This window comes from Plantactinospora sp. BC1, from assembly GCF_003030345.1.
In the GTDB taxonomy this organism is placed as follows: domain Bacteria; phylum Actinomycetota; class Actinomycetes; order Mycobacteriales; family Micromonosporaceae; genus Plantactinospora.
On sequence record NZ_CP028158.1, the window covers coordinates 3,130,521 to 3,145,321 of the forward strand.

The 14,801-nt window shown below is 71.9% G+C and carries 17 protein-coding genes; 6 read left to right on the top strand and 11 right to left on the bottom strand.

The genetic code is table 11. The annotated features are described in order from the left end of the window. Nucleotides 1-136 precede the first annotated feature (136 nt). Entirely contained in the window at nucleotides 137-376 is a 240-nt protein-coding gene (locus C6361_RS36985; RefSeq protein ID WP_159079315.1) for a hypothetical protein, read from the bottom strand. A 222-nt stretch (nucleotides 377-598) separates the two neighbouring features. On the opposite strand from C6361_RS36985, the gene C6361_RS13420 reads away from it, so the two are divergent. Continuing rightward, nucleotides 599-1,402: a helix-turn-helix transcriptional regulator gene (locus tag C6361_RS13420; protein ID WP_107258131.1), complete on the top strand. Its 804-nt coding sequence runs from the start codon at nucleotides 599-601 to the stop codon at nucleotides 1,400-1,402. After that, on the top strand, nucleotides 1,393-1,581 hold the full coding sequence (locus C6361_RS13425; RefSeq protein ID WP_107267955.1) for a DUF397 domain-containing protein: 189 nt from the start codon (nucleotides 1,393-1,395) through the stop codon (nucleotides 1,579-1,581). The genes C6361_RS13420 and C6361_RS13425 overlap by 10 nt, the downstream gene beginning before the upstream one ends. Nucleotide 1,582: 1 nt before the next feature. Here C6361_RS13425 and C6361_RS13430 read toward each other — a convergent pair whose 3' ends face one another. Then, nucleotides 1,583-2,335, bottom strand: a complete 753-nt coding sequence (locus C6361_RS13430) for an N-acetyltransferase (RefSeq protein ID WP_199853343.1) — start codon at nucleotides 2,333-2,335, stop codon at nucleotides 1,583-1,585. Between the two features lie 310 nt (nucleotides 2,336-2,645). Between C6361_RS13430 and C6361_RS37610 the strand changes: the two genes are divergently transcribed. Beyond that, nucleotides 2,646-3,377, top strand: coding sequence for a peptidylprolyl isomerase (locus C6361_RS37610; protein ID WP_234359475.1), 732 nt, complete (start codon nucleotides 2,646-2,648; stop codon nucleotides 3,375-3,377). A gap of 74 nt (nucleotides 3,378-3,451) precedes the next feature. On the opposite strand, the gene C6361_RS13440 is transcribed toward C6361_RS37610, so the two are convergent. From C6361_RS13440 to C6361_RS13455, 4 genes are all read right to left on the bottom strand, one after another. Further along, nucleotides 3,452-4,735 (bottom strand): exo-alpha-sialidase, encoded by a 1,284-nt coding sequence (locus C6361_RS13440; RefSeq protein WP_107267957.1) that lies wholly within the window; start codon nucleotides 4,733-4,735, stop codon nucleotides 3,452-3,454. 26 nt (nucleotides 4,736-4,761) lie between these two features. After that, complete coding sequence (locus C6361_RS13445) at nucleotides 4,762-5,319, bottom strand: SigE family RNA polymerase sigma factor (protein ID WP_107267958.1); 558 nt, start codon at nucleotides 5,317-5,319, stop codon at nucleotides 4,762-4,764. Between the two features lie 67 nt (nucleotides 5,320-5,386). Further along, nucleotides 5,387-6,049: a response regulator transcription factor gene (locus C6361_RS13450; protein ID WP_107258126.1), complete on the bottom strand. Its 663-nt coding sequence runs from the start codon at nucleotides 6,047-6,049 to the stop codon at nucleotides 5,387-5,389. Beyond that, a complete protein-coding gene (locus tag C6361_RS13455) occupies nucleotides 6,046-7,413 on the bottom strand; it encodes a sensor histidine kinase (RefSeq protein WP_107270930.1) in 1,368 nt (455 codons plus the stop codon). The genes C6361_RS13450 and C6361_RS13455 overlap by 4 nt, the downstream gene beginning before the upstream one ends. 120 nt (nucleotides 7,414-7,533) lie before the next feature. Here C6361_RS13455 and C6361_RS13460 point away from each other — a divergent pair, with 120 nt between their 5' ends. Continuing rightward, complete coding sequence (locus tag C6361_RS13460; RefSeq protein ID WP_107258125.1) at nucleotides 7,534-8,400, top strand: class I SAM-dependent methyltransferase; 867 nt, start codon at nucleotides 7,534-7,536, stop codon at nucleotides 8,398-8,400. Nucleotides 8,401-8,410: 10 nt separating this feature from the next. On the opposite strand, the gene C6361_RS13465 is transcribed toward C6361_RS13460, so the two are convergent. The 4 genes from C6361_RS13465 to C6361_RS13480 form a co-directional block, all read right to left on the bottom strand. Then, complete coding sequence (locus C6361_RS13465) at nucleotides 8,411-9,283, bottom strand: metallophosphoesterase (protein WP_107267959.1); 873 nt, start codon at nucleotides 9,281-9,283, stop codon at nucleotides 8,411-8,413. Between the two features lie 44 nt (nucleotides 9,284-9,327). Continuing rightward, nucleotides 9,328-9,726: a cold-shock protein gene (locus C6361_RS13470; protein WP_107270931.1), complete on the bottom strand. Its 399-nt coding sequence runs from the start codon at nucleotides 9,724-9,726 to the stop codon at nucleotides 9,328-9,330. Between the two features lie 158 nt (nucleotides 9,727-9,884). Next, nucleotides 9,885-10,673, bottom strand: a complete 789-nt coding sequence (locus C6361_RS13475; RefSeq protein WP_107258123.1) for an ABC transporter permease — start codon at nucleotides 10,671-10,673, stop codon at nucleotides 9,885-9,887. Between the two features lie 164 nt (nucleotides 10,674-10,837). After that, a complete protein-coding gene (locus C6361_RS13480) occupies nucleotides 10,838-11,857 on the bottom strand; it encodes an ABC transporter substrate-binding protein (protein ID WP_107258122.1) in 1,020 nt (339 codons plus the stop codon). Between the two features lie 586 nt (nucleotides 11,858-12,443). Between C6361_RS13480 and C6361_RS13485 the strand changes: the two genes are divergently transcribed. Further along, nucleotides 12,444-13,250 carry a GntR family transcriptional regulator gene (locus C6361_RS13485; protein ID WP_107267960.1) on the top strand — a complete coding sequence of 269 codons (807 nt, stop codon included), beginning with the start codon at nucleotides 12,444-12,446 and terminating at the stop codon, nucleotides 13,248-13,250. Between the two features lie 35 nt (nucleotides 13,251-13,285). Next, nucleotides 13,286-14,224, top strand: a complete 939-nt coding sequence (locus tag C6361_RS13490; RefSeq protein WP_107258120.1) for a DUF6282 family protein — start codon at nucleotides 13,286-13,288, stop codon at nucleotides 14,222-14,224. A gap of 15 nt (nucleotides 14,225-14,239) precedes the next feature. Here C6361_RS13490 and C6361_RS13495 read toward each other — a convergent pair whose 3' ends face one another. Continuing rightward, on the bottom strand, nucleotides 14,240-14,719 hold the full coding sequence (locus tag C6361_RS13495) for an OsmC family protein (protein WP_107267961.1): 480 nt from the start codon (nucleotides 14,717-14,719) through the stop codon (nucleotides 14,240-14,242). Nucleotides 14,720-14,801: the final 82 nt, after the last annotated feature.

The following is a 14,801-nucleotide window of genomic DNA, read 5'->3' on the forward strand; positions in this document are numbered from 1 at the left end:
GCCGCCACAGGGGCGGCAAGGGGTTGACGTGCCGTTCCCAATTACGGCCGAGCCCTAACCTGCGTCAGATCCTCGGTGGACACCTGCGGGTCGAAACGAACCGTCGGCTCCGGCCGCTCGGCGCGGACCGGCTCGGTCACCGTCGAACCCGCGTCGGCACGTTCAGGTCACGCAGGTAGCCACCACGGTTCGCCGGGCGTACCCGGCCGCGCACCGACGGTCTCGGCGAGGGCGGCTGCGGCATCGGCGGCTCCGCCGTCGGCACGGTCGGCGGAAGGGTGCCGAGACAACCCCACGGGTGCCCGCACCGGCAGTACCGCCAGAGCCGTCGCCAGTCCCGGCGGTGGATTCTCGGCGTACGTCGAAACCAGCTCACAGCTACCTCCTCGGCTTGGATGCGGGGGCCGCCTCGGGCGGGGAAGGGAGACCGACGGCCCCCGCGCGGTTCCGCCCGTCCTTTCCGAGGCCATGGCTCCGAGCGGTTCCGCTAGTGACACTCTGCTGTGGATGGCACTACGCTGAGGAGCTTCTCGATCGGTACGACCCGTGCGTATCCGCGTTTATCCCGCCTGTACGCCCTTCGTCATGGAGGAGTCATATGGAACGGTCTCCGATGCTCGAACACTTCGCCGAGGAGCTGCGGCTCGCCCGGTCCGCCGCGAGCATGTCCCAGACGGCGCTGGCCGAGGCGATCAACTACTCCCAGCCGATGGTCGCCAAGGTGGAGAGCTGCGAACGCCGGCCCAGTCTCGACTTCGCCCGGCGCTGCGACACGGTCTTCAACACCGACGGCCGCTTCGTACGCATCCAGAAGCGGATCAGCCGGGAGATCGTCGTGCAGTACTTCCGGGAGTGGGCCGGCGTCGAACAGGAAGCGAAAGCGCTGCGGTCATTCGAGCCGGCCTACGTGCCGGGGCTGTTGCAGACCGAGGCATATTCCCGGGCGGTCTTCTCCGGGCCAGGGCTGCTCTCAGGCGAGGAAATCGAGGAGCAGGTGACCACCCGGTTGGACCGGCAGGAAATCCTGGCTCGGCCGAAGCCGCCCCTGCTCACCTTCGTCCTGGACGAGTTCGTGCTCCGCCGGGAGATCGGTGACCGGACAGTGATGCGGGAACAACTGCTGCACCTGGTCAAAGTTGGCACCACCGTGCCACAGGTAAGGATCCACGTGGTGCCGGCCTCGGTCGGGTCATACGCCGGGCTGGACGGCCCGTTCGTGCTCGCCACCCCGCCGGCTGGCGAACCGGCCGTCTACTTCGAGGGGCACTGGCACGGCCACATGGACGACCGGTCGGACTTCGTGCGTCATATGATCGATATTTGGGAGACCATCCGCAGCGTGGCGCTGCCGCAGCAGCAGTCGCTCGACCTGATCGCAGAGGTGGCCGAGACATGGACCTGACCGGAGCCCGCTGGCGCAGAAGCAGCCGAAGCAACAGCAGCGGCGGCAACTGTGTGGAGGTCGCCGACACCCTGGCCGGCGTCGTCGCGGTGCGGGACAGCAAGGACCCGGGTGGACCGGCGCTGACCTTCGGGCCGGACGCCTGGCGGGCCTTCCTCGGAGACCTGTCCCGGCGATAGCTCAGGTGCGGTGGCGTACCCAGACGTTGGGTTCGACGTAGACGGCGTAGTCGTGGGCGAGGGCGCAGCGTACCGGCACCAGCCCGCCGGGGATCTCGATGTCGCCGTCGCGGTCGAAGGGCAGCCCGGTCCACTCCCGCCACTGGGCCAATGACCCGGCGACCGTCATCGACGCCGGGGCGACCTTCTCGATCGTGCCGCCGGCCCGGACGTGCACCCGCAGCCACGGGTCGGTCGGCAGGCCGTCGTCGCGCCGCTGACGGATGTAGTCGCTCATCGGCAGCTGCGGTTGCAGGTGCTTGGCGGTCGGGCGGACCGGGGCGAGCAGCACCTCGTGGCCCTGCCGGCCGGCCGCGTCGCGCAGCGCGGCGACCATGCGATGCGAGAGGCCACGGCCGAGGTAGTCGACGTCGATCGTGATCTCCAACGCGCTGGCGATGGTCGGTACGTTGCCCCGGCGCAGGTCGTTGAACGCCCACACCAGTACCACGTCCCAGCCCTGCGCCGGCATCTCCTCCCGGCCCCGCAGGGTGGCGTTGAACGGGACGGCGAACCCTCGCGCGACGACCCGGTCGCCGTCGGTGGCCACCACGCAGTACTCCGGGAACTCCCCGGGCACCCGCAGGTGCAGTGCGCTCGCGATCAGGTCCTCGCTGCTGAAGACCGGCCAGGTGTCGGTGATCTCGTAGATCCGGCCCGTCAGCTCGGGCCGCTGCGCGAGCGTGGTGATCTGGATGGCGTCGAGGTCTGTCACGACCGGGCATACTGCCATGACCAGGCAATTCGGGCCAGGAATTTGGCCGGCACGCCGACCTCCGACGAGTCCCCGCCGGACGACCCGGGTGGTGATCGACCCCGATCGGTAGGCTGACCCGGTGAGCCAGCCCCCCGCCGAACCCCCGCCGTCCGGGCAACCACCGTACGGGCCGCCACCACAAGGACCGTACGGGCAAGCGCCGCAGCCACCGTACGGGCCGCCGCCCGGCGCGATGCCCCCGGGTGCCGTCCCGCCCGGTGCGCCGTACCAGACGCAGGCGCAACCGGCACGCGGCCGGCGCCCGCTGGTGATCGGCTTGGTCGCCGCGGCCGTTGCGATCGTGCTCTGCCTCGGCGTCGGCTGCGCCGGCCTGGTGGTCTACTACGTGCGGCCCGGCAACGACAGCGGCTCGGAGGCGGGCGGCGACGGCCCGGGGGCCACGCCGAGCCCGGGGACGCGCACCGCGTCGGCGCAGTGCGCGGGCAGCATCACCCCGGCGCACGCCCAGACCAGGGCGGTCGGGCTGCCCGACTTCGACGCGGCACCCCGGACCGGCACCGCCACGATGCGGCTGAGCACCAACCTCGGCGAGATCGCGATCAGCATGGACCGGTCCCGCACCCCGTGCACGGTGGCGAGCTTCCAGCACCTCGCCGGGCAGAAGTTCTTCGACGGCAGCCGGTGCCACCGGCTCGTCACCGAGGGGATCTTCGTGCTCCAGTGCGGCGACCCGAGCGGCACCGGGATGGGCGGGCCGGACTACAGGTTCGCCGACGAGAACCTGGGCGGCGCGCAGTACGGCCGGGGTGTGGTGGCGATGGCGAACACCGGCGAGCCGGGCACCAACGGCAGCCAGTTCTTCATCATCTTCCAGGACAGTACGAGCGGGCTCCAGCCCCTCTACACCCCGTTCGGCACCGTCACCACCGGTCTCGACGTGGTGGACCGGGTGGCCGCCGGTGGCCACGACAACTCCATCCCCGCCGGTGGCGGGGCGCCGAAGGTCGGGATCACCATCCAGACCCTCGCCGTGAACTGACTGACCCGACCCAACGCCGCACCCCCGCCCCCGCTTTCCGGAACAGCCGGGGCGGGGACGGGGGTGCGGTGTGCTCAGCGCCGGTTCAGCGGTACCCAGGTCCAGCCGTCGGCCGAGCCGTAGCTGACGTCACCGTCGCCCCGGGCGTAGAGCCAGCCGTCCCGGGCCCGCAGCACCGGGCTGAACATCCGGGGCAGCCCCGGCAGTTCGACCTGCTGATAGCCCTCCCCGCCCCGCCGGGCGGCCCAGAACCGGTACGTGCTGATCGAGTCGCCCCGACCCTCGGTCGCCTGGTAGACGACGTGGCTGCCGTCCGGGGTGACGAACGACCCCGGATCGGCCGGCTCGAACGGGATCTGGTCGGCGCCGGGTCGCCGCTGCCAGCCCCCGGCCGAGGTGTGCCGGTAGACGGCCCGGCGCTGCGCGTCGGTGACGACGGCGTAGTCGACCCCGTCCGGGCCGACCGAGATCTGCACCAGTGGACAACTCTCGGCCCCGCAGGCCGACATCTCCGCGAAGGTGTGACTGGACCAGCTCCGCCCGCCGTCGGTACTCGTCGCGACCGCCGGCCGGGCCGACTCCCGGTCGAAGCCCGGCGCCCAGAGCCGACCGTTCGACTCCGCGATCACCTGCCGGTCGACCAGGATCTGCGCAGGCTGTTCAGCCAGCGGCGAGACCCGGTTCGCGACCGGGTCGAAGGCGTGCACCCGGCACGGCTCCGAGCCGGGGGTCGCCGTACCGCCGGGTTCGGCGTCCGGGTCGGGCCGGCAGACGGCGAAGCTGCCGGGTGCCACCGCCGGCACCGTCGGACCGGTACCGGTGGGCTGCCAGCTCCGCCCGCCGTCCCGGCTGGCCTCCAGCGTCCACCGCCCGCCCCCCGGCGGGGCCGGCGGCCGGTCGACGAGCAGCAGGTCGGGACCGAGCACCAGCGCCTCGGCGAACTGGGCCGGCGCACCGCGCTCGGTCCAGGTCCGCCCGCCGTCGTCCGAGCCGACGAGCTGCCAGACGGTCTTGCAGGGCCCGCCCGAGCAGGTCGACAGCGCCAGGTAGAGATGCTGCGAGTCGGCGGCCCGCATCCACTGGATCCGCCCCGGATGCGGCAACACCCCGGGCGTACCGGTCGCCGCCGCGCCCGCCATCCGGTCGTCGACCGGCGCCGGGCCCGCACCGCTGCCGGGCAGCGCCACCACCGAGGCGGCGGCGACCGCGCAGGCGGTCACGGCGAGCGCCGCGCCGGCCATCGCGGTACGACGTCGCCGCAGTCGACGCCGGCCGGCCGCGAACACCTCGTCGGCGAGCAACCGGGTGGGCGGTGGTGCCTGCGCCGCGTCCTCGAAGAGTTCGCGCAGGTCGGTCATCTCGTCGTCTCCTCTTCTCCACTCGGTCACGTCTCTGACTCCGTCACCGAGACCAGCCTCCGCGTGGGTACGGCGTCGCCGAGCACCCGGCGCAGCGTGGCGAGGCCCCGGGCGGTCTGGCTCTTCACCGTCCCCTCCGAGCAACCCAGCACCGCCGCCGTCTCGGCGACGTCGAGCTGGTGGTAGTAACGGCAGATCAGCGTCACCCGCTGCCGGGGCGGCACCTCCCGGAGTGCCCGGGCGAAGACCACCCGCCGGGTGACGCTCTCGGCGTCGTCGTCCGGCCCGGCCCACTCGGGCGGCTCGGCGACCGCCCGTTCCCGGCGCCGCCACACCCGGCGGGTCTCCGCCAGGTACGACCGGACCAGGCAGGTACGCACGAACGCGTCCAGCGCCTGCTGGTCGCGTACCCGGTGCCACGCCGACGCGAGCCGGATGAACGCGGCCTGGGCCAGGTCGTCGGCCCAGTGCCAGTCCCCGCACATCAGGTACGCCGACCGCCGGACCACGTCCCGCCGCGCCGCGAAGTACTCGCTGAACTGGCGTCGATCCTCGTCGCGTCGATCCTCGTCGTCGCTTCGCATCCCGCTCCTCTCACCGGATAGGTGCGCACCGGATCCGGGGCGGGTTGCGCATGGGAGCGGAGAATTTTCAGCCGTTCGACGACGGCACCACGAAACCCGCCTCGTACGCGGCGATCACCGCCTGGGTGCGGTCCCGGGCGCCGAGCTTGGCCAGTACGTTGCCGACGTGCGTCTTGACGGTCTCGACGCCGAGTACCAGTTCGGTGGCGATCTCCGAATTGGAGAGCCCGGTCGCCATCAGCCGCAGCACCTCGCCCTCCCGCTCGGTCAGCCGGGCCCGATCGAGCCGGTCGCCGGCCGGGTTGCCGGGGGCGTACGCCGCGACGAGTCGGCGCAGCGCCGCCGGGAAGAGCAGCGACTCGCCCTTGGCGACCACCCTGATCGCGTCCACCACCTCGGCCGGGCGGGCCCGCTTGAGCAGGAAGCCGTGCGCGCCGGCCCGGAGCGCCTGGTAGACGTACTCGTCGTTCTCGAACGTGGTGACCACCAGGATCCGGGGCGGTTCGGCCGAGGTGGCGAGCAGGTGCCGGGTGGCCTGGATGCCGTCGATGGCCGGCATCCGGACGTCCATCAGCACCACGTCGGGCCGCAGCTTGCCGACCAGCGGCGGCACCTCGGCCCCGTCGGCGGCCTCGCCGACGACGGTCAGGTCCGGCTGTGCGTCGACGATGGCCCGCAGGCCGACCCGGATCAGCTCCTCGTCGTCGACGATCAGCACCCTGATGGTCATGTCCGCTCCGTTCCGCTGGTCATGTCCGCTCCGTTCCCGGGCCGCCCGTCCGTCGTGGTCGGCAGCCAGACCGCGATCCGCCAGTCGCCGTCTTCCGGACCGGCGCTGACCCGGCCGCCGAGCAGGACCACCCGCTCCCGGATGCCGGCCAGCCCGCGCCCCCGCCGCTGTCCCGGCGGGCGTCCCGGGCCAAGCCGGCTCCGGGCCGCCCCGGCCGGCTCGTCGAGCGCGTTGACCAGCTCGATCTCCAGGGCGTCGTCCCGGGCCGCGACGCGCAGGGTCACCGGTCGCCGGCCGGCGTGCCGGGCCGCGTTCGTCAGTCCCTCCTGGACGATCCGGTAGCCCTCCCGGGCCACCACCGCCGGCACCGCGCCGAGGTCGCCGGCCAGCTCGACGGTGACCGCGAGCCCGGTCGCCCGGGTGTCGGCGACGAGCCGGTCCAGCTCGTCGAGGGTACGCTGCGGCGCCCGGCCGCCGTCCCCCGCCGGGCCGTCGTCTTCCATCGGTCCGGCGCCGCCGGACCGTTCGGCGTCGCCCTCGCGGAGCAGTCCGAGTACGTGGTCCAGGTCGGCCATCGCCGCCCGGCCGGTCTCCTCGATCGCCCGCAGCGCCCGCCGGACGAACTCGCGGTCGGTCTCCAGCACCTCTCCGGCGGCCGCCGCCTGGAGGGTGGCGACGGTGAGCGCGTGACCGACCGAGTCGTGCAGTTCCCGGGCCAACCGGTTCCGCTCGGCGAGCCGGCTGGCCTGCCGCTCCAGCCCGGCGATCCGCTCGGTCTGGGAGGGGCCGAGCAGCACCGGGGCCATCAGCCTGGCCAGGGCGCCGAGTCCGGCGACGGCGTAGCCGAGCAGCACCAGCAGGCCGACGCCGACGAGGCTGAGGAAGCCCCGGTGCCAGTCGCCGAGCGGACCGATCTGCAACCCGTCGATCGCCTCGGTGCCGATGCCGAGCTGCACGAAGAGGAAGAGCAGCGCCATCGGCAGGGCCGCGATCAGCGCGAACCCGACCAGCCCGCCGGAGACCAGGTGGACAGCGATCCAGAGGGCGCAGCGCAGCCGGGTCTCCCGGTCGATCCCGCCGTCGGCGGCCGGCTCGGGAAGCTCGACGTCGAGCAGGGTACGCGCGGCGGCGATCTCCAGCGCCCGGGTACCGCGCAGGAAGAGGGGTACGGCGGCGATCGCCGCCGCCACCGCGACCAGCAGCAGTACGGCCGCCCGGGGTACCTCGTCGGTACGCAGCATCTCGACGAAGACCGTGACGAGCAGCAGGTACGGCAACAGCAGTACCCCGCCGAGCAGCAGGAAGACCCCTCGGCGGTAGGTGGCGCCGCTGGTCAGCGGTGCCAGGGCGGCCCGGATCGTCACCCGGCCCATTCTGCCCGGCGAAGGCTCGCAGGGTCGTACCGGGCCAGTCCGATAAGCACGGAAACTCCGATTTTGCGGACTACTAGCAAAAGTATCGTCATAAAGGACAGAATTCCCCGCATGGCTGTTGGAGAGTTCCAGACGCAGGTCGTCCGGCGTGCCCGGGGGATCAGCGCCGCCCTCAGCACACCGCCGTACGTGAAACCCGGGCACTTCTACTCGCCGGCCACCTCGCTGGCCGACCGGGCCACCGCGATCGGCTGGCGTGAACTGACCCCGGTCGGCGTCGACCTGCGAGAACGGGACCAGCTCGGACTGGCCGCCGAACTCGGCCCGCTGATGCGCGAACTCCCCAGCGACCGCTGGCACGACCACAACGGGATGTACGGCCGCGCCGACGCCGCCGTACTGCACGCGATGCTCCGGCATCACCGGCCGGCCCGGCTGATCGAGGTCGGCTCCGGGTACTCCACCGCGGTCGCCCTCGACGTCGCCGAGCGGTACCTGCCGGACCTGCGGATCACCTGCGTCGAACCGCATCCGGAGCGGCTGCGCTCCCGGCTGCGTCCCGGTGACCGGGTCGACCTGATCCAGCGCCGGGTCCAGGACGTCGAACGGTCCAGTTTCGCCCGGCTCGACTCCGGCGACATCCTCCTGATCGACTCGACACACGTGGCCAAGGCCGGCTCGGACGTCGTCTGGCTGCTGCTGCACGTCCTGCCGACGCTGCGTCCCGGGGTGATCGTGCACGTCCACGACATCCACTGGCCGTTCGAATATCCGGAGCGGTGGCTCCGGGAGGGCCGGGACTGGACCGAGGTCTATCTGCTGCGGGCCTTCCTCACCGACAACGCGGCGTGGCGGGTACTCCTCTTCACCTCGTGGCTCTGGTCCCGCCACCCGGAGGCGCTACCGGCGGAATTCCGCGGGTTGCCGACCGGCGCGTTCTGGATGCGCCGGGCCGAGCAACCGACCGGCACCGCCTGACGGCTCCTCGTCACCAGACGAGGTCGGCGTCCCGTTCCGCTCGGTCGACCGGCAGGATCGGCCGGGGGCCGCGCGGCGGTCGCGGCCGGCGCTGCCACTCCCGGGGATAGCCGAGCGACACCTCGTCGAAGCGGACCCCGTCGAACCAGTTCGCCCTCGGGATGTGCAGGTGCCCGTAGACCACGGCGGCGGCCCGGTAGCGCCGGTGCCAGTCGGCGGTGTGCACGGTGCCGCACCACTGCGCGAAGACCGGATAGCGCAGGATGTCGGTGACCTCCCGGACCAGCGGGAAGTGGTTAACCAGCACCGTCCGGGTCTCCGGCGCCAACTCGGCCAGCCGGCCCTCGGTGAGCGCGAGCCGGGCCGCACACCACTCCTCCCGGCTCGGGTGCGGGTCGGGGTGCAGGAAGAACTCGTCGGTGCAGACCACCCCGGCCTCGTGCGCCAGCGCCAGACCGTCCTCCTTGGTCTGCGCGCCCGCCGGCCGGAAGGTGTAGTCGTAGAGCAGGAAGAGCGGCACCACGGTGACCGGCCCGTCCGGCCCCTCCCACACCGGGTACGGATCCTCCGGGGTGATCACCCCGATCCGCCGGCACATCTCGACCAGCAGCTCGTAGCGGGCGACGCCGCGCAACTGCACCGTGTCCTGCCGGGGCGTCCACAGCTCGTGGTTGCCGGGCACCCAGACCACGGTGGAGAAGCGCTCCTTCAGCAGCCGCAGCGCCCAGTAGATCTCCTCGACCCGGTCGGCGACGTCGCCGGCCACCAGCAGCCAGTCGTCGTCCGAGTCCGGCCGGAAACCCTCGACCAGCTTGCGGTTCTCCGGATAACCGACGTGCAGGTCGCTGACGGCCAGCAGGGCACCGGTACGCGAGGGGGCCACCGCGCGATCCTATCGGGCCGAGGTGCGGGACCGATCGACCGCGCTCAGGACTCGACCCAGCCGTGCGACCGGGCCAAGCCCACCAGGTGCTGCCGGATCGCGCCGATCTGGGCCCCGGTCAGCGACGGTACCTTCTCGATCAACAGCTCGGTGATCTCACCGCTGAACTCGGCTCCGGAGAGTACGTCGCACAGCTCGTCGTCGCCGGCCGCCCGGCTCGGGCGCGGCTTGACCACCGGCCGGTCGGTGATCCGGATGGCGGCCGCCTTCAGCCCCCGCTCCCCCTGCTCGACCTCGTATTCCAGCCGCATCCCCGGCTGGATCAGGTGCTTGTCCTCGCCGAAGTCGTTGGCGTGCACGAAGACGTCCTCACCTCCGCTGTCGGGGGCGATGAACCCGTAACCACGCACCTCGTCGAACCTGAGCAACTTCCCGGACGCCACGACAACCACCGCCACCCTCGCCTGACCGACCACCGAGCACACGGGGTCGCCCCGGCTCGGCACCACCCGCCGGACCGGCTGGGCCACCCCTGGCGACACACTAGCGAGCGGGCGGCCGGCGAGCAGCCCCGCGCCCGCGCCGCCCGCACCCGCTCCGGTCACGACGTGATCGCCCGCGCCCACGGTACGACGAGCCGCTCGACCGCCACGACCAGATAGAACAGCAGCGCACCCATCAGCGCCAGCAGGGTCAGCGCGGCGAACGCGAGCGGGGTGTCGGCGGAGTTCCCGGAGCTGACGATGACCGCGCCGAGCCCCCGGTCGGGGTTGACCACCTCGCCGATGATCGCGCCGATGATCGCCAACGAGATCGCCACCTTCAGCCCGACGAAGATCTGCGGCAGCGCCCAGGAGAGTCGTACCTTGACGAAGGTCTGCCACCACGAGGCGGAGAGCGAGTGCACCAGTTCCCGCAGGTCGCTCGGGGTCGAGGTCAGCCCCGACATGGTGGCGACCACGATCGGGAAGAAGCAGACCAGGATCACCATGACGATCTTGGGTTCCGGTCCGAAGCCCATCCAGACCAGCAGCAGCGGCGCGAGCGCCACCTTCGGTACGGCGTTGACCGCCGCCATCAGCGGCATGGTCATCCGCTCGACCACCCGCGAGGCCGCCAGCAGCAACGCGACCAGCAGCCCGGCGCTGGCGGCGATGCCGAACCCGACCACCGTCTCCAGCAGGGTCACCCAGGTCTCCGCGAGGAGATAGCCGGGCAGCCGGAGGAACGCGTCGACCACGTCCGGCGGTGCCGGCAGGAAGAACGTCGAGATGTCGAAGAGTACGGTGGCCAGCCACCAGAGGCCGATCGCCAGCGCGCCACCCAGCGCGGGCAGCCCGGCGTCGGTCCAGAGTCGGGTCAGGCGGGTCTTCGTCGGTGAACTGGTCATCACGGCCTCCGGGTGGGGTGACGCGGCGACGGCAGGGTGGCCGGCGGCGCCCGCTCGGCGCGCGCGGCCCGGCGACGGTGCGGACGATACCGGGACGACGGTCGATGCGACCGCCGTCCCGGTCCGGGTCCGCTACCCGGCCGACCTCTCGGATCTGCGGATCGTCAGGGCTTCGGTACGAACCCGAAGTCGACGACCTTCTCCGGGGTGAGCCCGGCGGGGATCAGACCGGCGCCCTGCATCACCGCGATGGTCCGCATCACCCGCTGCTCGTCCATGAAGCCGATCGGCGCACCACCGACCGGTGCCACGTACGGCGTCATCGCCTTGATCTCGCCGACCCCGGACGGCACCGCGTAGCTCGGCTCCGCCTTGTTGAGGATCTGCGCCGCCTCCTCGGGGTGGTCGATCGAGTACTGCAAGCCCTTCAGCAGCGCGCCCGTGAACCGGCGGACCAGCTCCGGGTTCTTCTCGATCAGGCCGGGGGTGGTGATGATGGCGTTGCCGAACAGGTCCCGCAGGTAGTCGCTGTACGGCAGCACCACCACGTCCTTCTTGGCGGCGTTGCCGAGCGCGGTGCGGCTGAGCAGGAAGGTACCGAGCGCGTCGACCTGCCGGGACGCCATCAGCCCGTTCAGCGCGGTGGCCTGCGCCGGCTGGATCTTCACCTTCCCCGAGTCGATGCCGGCCAGCCGGGCGTACGCCGGGAAGAGCAGTTCGGTGACCGAGCCCTTGCCGGTCGCCATGGTCTTGCCTTCCAGGTCCTTCGGGGTGCTGATGTTGGTGTCCTTCGTGGTCATCACCGCGACCAGCGTCTGCTGGTGTACGGCGGCGACGGCCCGCCAGTCGGTGAACTCGCCCTTCCCGGCCTGGATCACCGCACCGGTGAAGTCGAGCGCGGCGAACTGCACCTTGCCGGACTTCAGCGCCGTCAGGTTCGGGACGTTGCCCGCGCCCTTCTGGATGTCCACCTCGATGCCGGCCTCGGCGAAGTAGCCCTTCTCCTTGGCCACCCAGGCGAACGCGTCCCGGCCGACCGCCCCGAAGGCGGTGATGTACCCGACCTTGTCGGGGTCCTTCTTGGACGCTTCGGCCTCCGACCCGGAGTCGCCGCCGCACCCGCTCGTGACCGCCAGCGCCGCCGCCAGTAACGCCGCGGCGAGCAGGCGAGAACGTCTGATCATGTGTGCCTCCCGCTTGTGGAATGGACCCGAGGGCGGGCAATCGACGCCTCCCGCGCGAACAGCACGCCGCGACCCCTCGGCACGTGTCCGGCCTGCCGGCCCTCGTTCGGTCGAGAATCGTAAATGAGTAGTGTCCGAAATGTCATCGACAAGATCCGGTCAAGATTCAGGCAAGCTGCGGAGTGGACGTTTCCCGCACCTCGGATAACGGCAGGTCAGGATCATTGACATCCGGCATCGACAGCAGACAACCTGTCGGCAATATTGTTGATAATTCTGGAGACAACGTTGCGGTCAGCCGTACTGAGCTGGGAGTTGGCGGGGCGTCCGCGCCCGACCGACCGGCGCGACGCCGGCCGCGCCGAGCCGGCGTACCGCCCGGTGTGCGGGCGCACTCCGGCTAAGGTCCGACGCGTGCATATCCCCGTCGACACGGTGGACCCCGCGGACCCGACGTACCAGTCTCACCGGCCCGATCGATTCCGTCGCGACCGCCGCCGAAATCGCCCGAATGTTGACCGACGTTGGACGTCGGACAGATTTCCGCCCGGGTCGACCCGACACGGATCGTTCCGGTGACCAGATCATGACCGAATCCGCACAGCGACCACCGACCGCCGAACCAACGTCCTCGGCTGCCGAACCAACGTCCTCGGCCGCCGAGCCCACGTCCTCGGCCGGCGGACCGCAGTCGTCGGCGAGCGGCCGGCGGGCTCCGGCCCGGTCCGCCGAGGAGGCGTACGACCAGCTCCGGCAGGAGATCTACCGGGGCGAGCTGATGCCCAACGAGCGACTGATCGAGATCGAACTTGCGACCCGGCTACAGGTCAGCCGCGCGGTGGTCCGGACCGTACTGGTCCGGCTCGGTCAGGACGGGCTGGTCGTGCTCACCCCGAACCGGGGCGCACACGTCCGGCTGGTCAGCGAGGAGGAGGCGGTGGAGATCCTCCAGGTGCGTGCCGTACTCGAGGCACTCACCGCCCGGCAGGCGGCGCAGCACGCCACCGCCCGGGAGATCGCCGCGATCCGCCGGCTGCTCGGCCGGATGGCCCGGAAACTGGACGCCGACGACCTGCTCGGCTACTCCGAGGGGAACGCCAAGCTGCACGCCGCGATCATCGCGGCGGCCCGGCACGAGACCGCGGCCCGGCTCATCACCGGGCTGCGAGCCCAACTCGTCCGCTTCCAGTACCGCACCATCCTGGTGCCCGGCCGGCCGGCCAAGTCCTTCGAGGAGCACACCGCGATCGTCGACGCGATCGCCGCCCGGGACCCGGACGCCGCCGAGGCGGCGATGCGCCGGCACCTCGGGTACGTCGAATCCACCCTGGCCAGGACCGCGACGGCGATCCGCCGCCGGGGCGGCCGACCCGACCCCACCCGTCCGGGCTGACCGGCGTACGGTCCGCCCCACCCCTGAGGAGCGTCATGTCCGAGCACCCCGTCCCGTCCGCCCGCGCCCGTGCCCTGGTCGCCGGGGCGTACGACACGCACGTGCACGTCGCCCCCGACGTGATGGAACGGCGGATCGACGACCTCGACCTGGCCGACCGGTTCGCCGAGGTCGGGCTCGCCGGCTTCGTACTCAAGTCGCACTACGTGGCGACCGCCGAGCGGGCGATGGTGGTCCGCAGGGTACGCCCCGAGGTCGACGTGCTCGGCGCGGTCACCCTGAACGGTGCGATGGGCGGAATGAACCCGGCGGCGGTCGAGATCGCCGGCCGGCAGCGGGCCCGGGTGGTCTGGATGCCCACCGTCGACTCCGGAAACCAGCGCCGGAGCAGCGCCACCGACCTGCCCGGGGCGAAGCCGGCGATGTGGGGGGCGCTCCAGGCGGACCTGCACGCCCAGGGCATCGTCCCGGACGTCGTCGAGGTGGTCGACGCCGACGGGCAGGTGCTGGAGCGGGTCCGCCAGGTGCTCCGGGTGATCGCCCGCTACGACATGGTGCTCGCCACCGGGCACCTCTCCGGCCCGGAGATCCTGGCCGTGGTCCGGGCGGCCGGGGCGGAGGGGGTACGCCGGATCGTCGTCACCCACCCCGAGTTCACCTCGCAGCGGCTGCCCGTCGCCCAGCAGCGGGAACTCGCCGAGGCGGGCGCGCTGCTGGAACGCTGCTTCACCACGCCGTACACCGGAAAGGTCTCCTGGCCGGACCTGTTCGGCAACATCCGGGCGGTCGGGGTCGCGCACTCGGTGCTCTCCAGCGACCTCGGGCAGCCGTTCAACCCGCCGGTCGAGGACGGGCTCGCGCTCTTCGCCGACCGGCTGCTGGAGGCCGGCTTCACCGAGCGGGAGATCCGGACGATGGCGGTGGAGAACTCCCGCCGGCTCGCCGTGACCTCCGGCGACCGGGTCCCGGCCTGACCCCGGCACCCCGGCTCAGGCGCCGGTCGCGACCTCGACGACGGGCTCGTGGCGTACCGGGAAGTTGACCGAACTGGCGATGAAGCAGAGCTTGTGCGCCTGCTCGTGCAGTTCGGTCGCCCGGTCCACCATCTCCGGCGCGGCCACGGTCACCCGGGGCCGGAGTACGACCTCGGTGAAGGCGCCGCCACCGTCCCCGCTCTCGACCATCGTCCCGACGGCGTCGTCGACGTACCCGGTGACCACCACCCGGCCCCGGGCGCAGAGGCTGAGGTACGAGAGCATGTGACACTGGGCCAGCGCGGCGACCAGCAGTTGTTCCGGGTTCCACCGTGCCGGGTCGCCCCGGAAGGTCGGGTCGGCGGAGCCGAGCAGCGGTGCCGGGCCGTCGGCGGTGACCCGGTGGTCCCGGCCGTAGTCGCGGTAGTTGACCGTGCCGGCCTCGCCGGCGCCGGTCCAGGTGACGGTCAACTGGTAGTCGTGGGTCCTCGGCACTGGTCTCCTCCTCGGCTCGCTGCCGCGAGTATCGACCAGCGGGGCGGTGGTCCGTTACTAGCTCGGCCGGGTCAGTAACGGA

What these genes read in the sequence shown, in the direction of transcription:
- C6361_RS13420 (WP_107258131.1), top strand. Translation starts at nt 599, where the DNA reads ATGGAACGGTCTCCGATGCTCGAACACTTCGCCGAGGAGCTGCGGCTC.
- C6361_RS13425 (WP_107267955.1), top strand. Translation starts at nt 1,393, where the DNA reads ATGGACCTGACCGGAGCCCGCTGGCGCAGAAGCAGCCGAAGCAACAGC.
- C6361_RS13440 (WP_107267957.1), bottom strand. Translation starts at nt 4,735, where the DNA reads ATGACCGACCTGCGCGAACTCTTCGAGGACGCGGCGCAGGCACCACCG.
- C6361_RS13445 (WP_107267958.1), bottom strand. Translation starts at nt 5,319, where the DNA reads ATGCGAAGCGACGACGAGGATCGACGCGACGAGGATCGACGCCAGTTC.
- C6361_RS13450 (WP_107258126.1), bottom strand. Translation starts at nt 6,049, where the DNA reads ATGACCATCAGGGTGCTGATCGTCGACGACGAGGAGCTGATCCGGGTC.
- C6361_RS13460 (WP_107258125.1), top strand. Translation starts at nt 7,534, where the DNA reads ATGGCTGTTGGAGAGTTCCAGACGCAGGTCGTCCGGCGTGCCCGGGGG.
- C6361_RS13475 (WP_107258123.1), bottom strand. Translation starts at nt 10,673, where the DNA reads ATGACCAGTTCACCGACGAAGACCCGCCTGACCCGACTCTGGACCGAC.
- C6361_RS13480 (WP_107258122.1), bottom strand. Translation starts at nt 11,857, where the DNA reads ATGATCAGACGTTCTCGCCTGCTCGCCGCGGCGTTACTGGCGGCGGCG.
- C6361_RS13485 (WP_107267960.1), top strand. Translation starts at nt 12,444, where the DNA reads ATGACCGAATCCGCACAGCGACCACCGACCGCCGAACCAACGTCCTCG.
- C6361_RS13490 (WP_107258120.1), top strand. Translation starts at nt 13,286, where the DNA reads ATGTCCGAGCACCCCGTCCCGTCCGCCCGCGCCCGTGCCCTGGTCGCC.